A 5,852-nucleotide genomic window follows, 5' to 3' on the forward strand; every position below is an offset into this window, starting at 1 on the left:
AGATGGAGATGAGCTGAAAACAAGGGGAAGAAAAACGACCCTTTGATTAAGGTGAATTAAAATATAAAGATCGGCCGCGAGGTTTACCAGATCGATAAGTTCTTAAAAGAGATGTCAATGTAGCGAAAGCGGGTTTAATGAAGTACTGACCGAAGTACATGGTTAGCCAGCTTAATTTTAGAGGTGATGTCTAACAGACAACATAAAAAAGAAGACTATTTTTAACAATAGTTAAAACTGGTCAGCATCAAATAACATTTTACAATGGAGAGTTTGATCCTGGCTCAGGATGAACGCTAGCGGCAGGCCTAATACATGCAAGTCGAACGAGATTCCCGACTTCGGTTGGGATGAAAGTGGCGCACGGGTGCGTAACGCGTATGCAACCTACCTTCATCAGGGGGATAGCCCGGAGAAATCCGGATTAATACCGCATAACATCAAGGTATAGCATTTTACTTTGATCAAACATTTATGGGATGAAGATGGGCATGCGTGTCATTAGCTAGTTGGCGGGGTAACGGCCCACCAAGGCGACGATGACTAGGGGATCTGAGAGGATGACCCCCCACACTGGTACTGAGACACGGACCAGACTCCTACGGGAGGCAGCAGTAAGGAATATTGGTCAATGGGGGCAACCCTGAACCAGCCATGCCGCGTGCAGGAAGACTGCCCTATGGGTTGTAAACTGCTTTTATCCGGGAATAAACCTACTTACGTGTAAGTAGCTGAATGTACCGGAAGAATAAGGATCGGCTAACTCCGTGCCAGCAGCCGCGGTAATACGGAGGATCCAAGCGTTATCCGGATTTATTGGGTTTAAAGGGTGCGTAGGCGGCCTGTTAAGTCAGGGGTGAAAGACGGTAGCTCAACTATCGCAGTGCCCTTGATACTGACGGGCTTGAATGGACTAGAGGTAGGCGGAATGAGACAAGTAGCGGTGAAATGCATAGATATGTCTCAGAACACCGATTGCGAAGGCAGCTTACTATGGTCTTATTGACGCTGAGGCACGAAAGCGTGGGGATCAAACAGGATTAGATACCCTGGTAGTCCACGCCCTAAACGATGAACACTCGCTGTTGGCGGTACACAGTCAGCGGCTAAGCGAAAGCGTTAAGTGTTCCACCTGGGGAGTACGCCCGCAAGGGTGAAACTCAAAGGAATTGACGGGGGCCCGCACAAGCGGAGGAGCATGTGGTTTAATTCGATGATACGCGAGGAACCTTACCCGGGCTTGAAAGTTAGTGAATGATCTAGAGATAGATCAGTGAGCAATCACACGAAACTAGGTGCTGCATGGCTGTCGTCAGCTCGTGCCGTGAGGTGTTGGGTTAAGTCCCGCAACGAGCGCAACCCCTATGTTTAGTTGCCAGCATGTTATGGTGGGGACTCTAAACAGACTGCCTGTGCAAACAGAGAGGAAGGAGGGGACGACGTCAAGTCATCATGGCCCTTACGTCCGGGGCTACACACGTGCTACAATGGACGGTACAGAGGGCAGCTACATAGCAATATGATGCGAATCTCATAAAGCCGTTCACAGTTCGGATTGGGGTCTGCAACTCGACCCCATGAAGTTGGATTCGCTAGTAATCGCGTATCAGCAATGACGCGGTGAATACGTTCCCGGGCCTTGTACACACCGCCCGTCAAGCCATGGAAGCTGGGGGTACCTAAAGTATGTAACCGCAAGGAGCGTCCTAGGGTAAAACCGGTAACTGGGGCTAAGTCGTAACAAGGTAGCCGTACCGGAAGGTGCGGCTGGAATACCTCCTTTCTGGAGTAGCATCACCTACTCGCTTCGCCACATGATATTTCGAATAAGGTATAGGTAATAAGGTAGAAGGCTTAAGGTCTTGATACTGAATGGCTGATACTTTATACAAAAAAAGACAAGAGAAAAAAGAAACACCCAGAAGACAACGGTGTGCCATAGCAGAAGAGCTAAAGCATGACGGAGCTTACGATGGGGAAAGCCAAAGGAAGCAGTAGCGGTAAGATACTATATACTGCATACTAAAGCTTACCTTAAATCAACAGTCCCGTAGCTCAGCCTGGTTAGAGCACTACACTGATAATGTAGGGGTCTCCAGTTCAAATCTGGACGGGACTACCATTGAAGTTATAAGTCTGGATTCTTAAGTCATGAGTCAAATAAGACTTAATGACTATGGACTAAAAGACTAAAGACTCACTCTGGGGGATTAGCTCAGCTGGCTAGAGCGCCTGCCTTGCACGCAGGAGGTCAACGGTTCGACTCCGTTATTCTCCACCATTGAAGGTTTAGGGTATAAGGTTTAGGGTTTAAGGTAAACCTAAAAGCTTATACAAACTGCAACCGAAGAGCAATTCCATCAGGATTGATGGGATACATTGACAAATTGAAATAAAAGAAGAAACGCCATGGGGCACAGATGAAATACCCAAAACATCTGAAACGGTTCGAGACCGCAGTTTTTTACTAATAAGGTTAAGTTAGAGGCTTAGGCGCAGGGGAATGAAACCCTCGACCTTTATACCCTCCACCTTTAACCTTAATAAAGTTCTTTGACATATTGGAAGAAGTTAAAAAAGAAGAGCAAACAACAATAGGCGACTGTTTTGTTTGTGCTCTCCCGGCGTAAAGTTGGGAATGAGACATCATAACAAGAGCAAAAAAGCATACCATGCGGCGCAAAAGGCGCATGCGTAGAAGAAAGTAAGAAAGAGTACACGGGGGATGCCTTGGCTCTCAGAGGCGATGAAGGACGTGATAAGCTGCGATAAGCTTCGGGTATTTGCAAATAGGAATTGATCCGAAGATTTCCGAATGGGGCAACCCGGCTGGTTGAAGACCAGTCACATATAATGAGCAAACCTGCCGAACTGAAACATCTAAGTAAGCAGAGGAAGAGAAAATAATAATGATTTCCTGAGTAGTGGCGAGCGAAAGGGAAGAAGCCCAAACCAATATTGTTACGGCAATTTTGGGGTTGTAGGACTACGATGTGGTATTAGCAAACAGAAGTGGAACGGGATGGGAAGCCCGGCGATACATGGTGATAGCCCAGTACACGTATAGAATGCTAGCCTAGTAGTATCCTGAGTACCGCGAGGTCGGAGACGCCTTGTGGGAATTTGCCGGCACCATCCGGTAAGGCTAAATACTCCTGAGAGACCGATAGTGAACCAGTACCGTGAGGGAAAGGTGAAAAGAACCCCGAACAGGGGAGTGAAATAGAACCTGAAACCGTGTACTTACAAGCGGTCGGAGCATCCAAGTGGTGTGACGGCGTGCCTTTTGCATAATGAGCCTACGAGTTACTCTTCTCTGGCAAGGTTAAGTGCTTCAGGCACGGATCCGAAGCGAAAGCGAGTCTGAATAGGGCGTATAGTCAGAGGAGGTAGACGCGAAACCTTGTGATCTACCCATGGACAGGTTGAAGGTGCGGTAACACGTACTGGAGGACCGAACCGATAAACGTTGAAAAGTTTCCGGATGATCTGTGGGTAGGGGTGAAAGGCTAATCAAACTGGGAAATAGCTCGTACTCCCCGAAATGTTTTTAGGAACAGCGTCGACGTTGAGTTATATAGAGGTAGAGCTACTGATTGGGTGCGGGGGAGTCAAATCCTACCAAATCCAGACAAACTCCGAATGCTATATAATATAGTCGGCAGTGAGGCGCGGGGTGCTAAGGTCACGCGCCGAGAGGGAAAGAACCCAGACCATCAGCTAAGGTCCCCAAGTTACAGTTAAGTTGAACTAACGAGGTCCGATTGCACAGACAGCTAGGATGTTGGCTTGGAAGCAGCCATTCATTTAAAGAGTGCGTAACAGCTCACTAGTCGAGCGATCGGGCATGGATAATAAACGGGCATAAAATTGTACACCGAAGCTATGGGATTGAAATATATCGGTAGGGGAGCATTCTATATACGGTGAAGGTATCTGGTAATGGGTGCTGGAGTGTATAGAAAAGCAAATGTAGGCATAAGTAACGATAAGGCGGGCGAGAAACCCGCCCACCGAAAGGATAAGGTTTCCTGATCAACGCTAATCGGATCAGGGTTAGTCGGGACCTAAGGAGAACCCGAAGGGGAAATTCGATGGACAACGGTTTAATATTACCGTACTTTTTATAACTGCGATGTGGGGACGGAGTAGTGACACTGCCGCGATCTGACGGAATAGATCGTTAAAGGCTGTAGGTATAGGACTGGTAGGCAAATCCGCCAGACCTGCTGAAGGCTGATAGTACCGCAAGGCTTCGGCTGAGTGGATAGCGCAGGTAATCAGACTTCCAAGAAAAACCGCTAAGCTTCAGGTTATAAAAACCCGTACCGCAAACCGACACAGGTATCCGGGAAGAGGATTCTAAGGTGCTCGAGTGAATCATGGCTAAGGAACTCGGCAAAATGGCCCTGTAACTTCGGGAGAAGGGGCGCTTGCAGTAATGTAAGCCGCAGTGAAAAGGCCCAGGCGACTGTTTAACAAAAACACATGGCTTTGCAAAATCGAAAGATGAGGTATAAGGCCTGACACCTGCCCGGTGCTGGAAGGTTAAGAGGGGATGTCATCGTAAGAGAAGCATTGAATCGAAGCCCCAGTAAACGGCGGCCGTAACTATAACGGTCCTAAGGTAGCGAAATTCCTTGTCGGGTAAGTTCCGACCTGCACGAATGGTGTAACGATCTGGGCGCTGTCTCAGCCATGAGCTCGGTGAAATTGTGGTCCCGGTGAAGACGCCGGGTACCCGCAACGGGACGGAAAGACCCCATGCACCTTCACTACAATTTAACATTGACATTGGGTACAGGATGTGTAGGATAGGTGGGAGGCTATGAATTGGTGTCGCCAGGCATCAAGGAGCCAACGTTGAAATACCACCCTTTCTGTATTCGATGTCTAATCCCGATTATCGGGAGACATTGTTTGATGGGTAGTTTGACTGGGGTGGTCGCCTCCAAAAAGGTAACGGAGGCTTTCAAAGGTAAGCTCAGTACGCTTGGTAACCGTACGCGGAGTGCAATAGCATAAGCTTGCTTGACTGTGAGACATACAGGTCGATCAGGGTCGAAAGACGGATATAGTGATCCGGTGGTTCTGCATGGAAGGGCCATCGCTCAAAGGATAAAAGGTACGCTGGGGATAACAGGCTGATCTCCCCCAAGAGCTCATATCGACGGGGAGGTTTGGCACCTCGATGTCGGCTCGTCACATCCTGGGGCTGGAGAAGGTCCCAAGGGTTCGGCTGTTCGCCGATTAAAGTGGCACGCGAGCTGGGTTCAGAACGTCGCGAGACAGTTCGGTCCCTATCTGTTGTGGGCGTAGGAATTTTGAGTGGGGCTGACCTTAGTACGAGAGGACCGGGTTGGACCAGCCTCTAGTGAATCTGTTGTTCCGCCAGGGGCATTGCAGAGTAGCTACGCTGGGAATAGATAAGCGCTGAAAGCATCTAAGTGCGAAACTAGCCACGAGATGAGAATTCCATATAGGACCGTAGCAGACTACTACGTTGATAGGCTACAGATGTAAAGCTGGTGACAGCACAGTCGAGTAGTACTAATCATCCGAAGCTTTCAAAAGCAACATCATGTTGTTTGTTCTTCAAACTAACTTCTTTCAATAATATGTCATTTAAGGCTTAAGGTAAAAGGCTTAAGGCGTAAGGTTGATAAACCTTATACCCTACACCTTTCAACCCTACACCTTATTTAAAAATATTCAGGTGCCTATATCGGTGGTGTCCACCTCTTCCCATTCCGAACAGAGAAGTTAAGCCCACCAGAGCCGATGGTACTGCGGTAACACGTGGGAGAGTAGGTCGGTGCCAGATCTTAAAAGAAACCCTTCGTCAGAGATGA

General features: G+C 48.2%; 2 tRNA genes and 3 rRNA genes. All 5 read left to right on the plus strand.

Going from position 1 to position 5,852, the window contains the following annotated elements:
- Positions 1-261 precede the first annotated feature (261 nt).
- The 5 genes from GGQ60_RS22800 (at position 262) to rrf (ending at position 5,824) form a co-directional block, all read left to right on the plus strand.
- Positions 262-1,783 (plus strand): 16S ribosomal RNA (locus GGQ60_RS22800).
- Between the two features lie 261 nt (positions 1,784-2,044).
- Positions 2,045-2,122: transfer RNA gene (locus tag GGQ60_RS22805), tRNA-Ile, on the plus strand.
- Positions 2,123-2,204: 82 nt separating this feature from the next.
- Positions 2,205-2,281: transfer RNA gene (locus GGQ60_RS22810), tRNA-Ala, on the plus strand.
- A gap of 417 nt (positions 2,282-2,698) precedes the next feature.
- Positions 2,699-5,573 (plus strand): 23S ribosomal RNA (locus GGQ60_RS22815).
- A 139-nt stretch (positions 5,574-5,712) separates the two neighbouring features.
- Positions 5,713-5,824, plus strand: a 5S ribosomal RNA gene (gene rrf / locus GGQ60_RS22820).
- The 16S, 23S and 5S rRNA genes sit together here with 2 tRNA genes alongside, the layout of an rRNA operon.
- Positions 5,825-5,852: the final 28 nt, after the last annotated feature.

It is taken from the genome of Pedobacter zeae, from assembly GCF_014196715.1.
GTDB lineage: Bacteria > Bacteroidota > Bacteroidia > Sphingobacteriales > Sphingobacteriaceae > Pedobacter > Pedobacter zeae.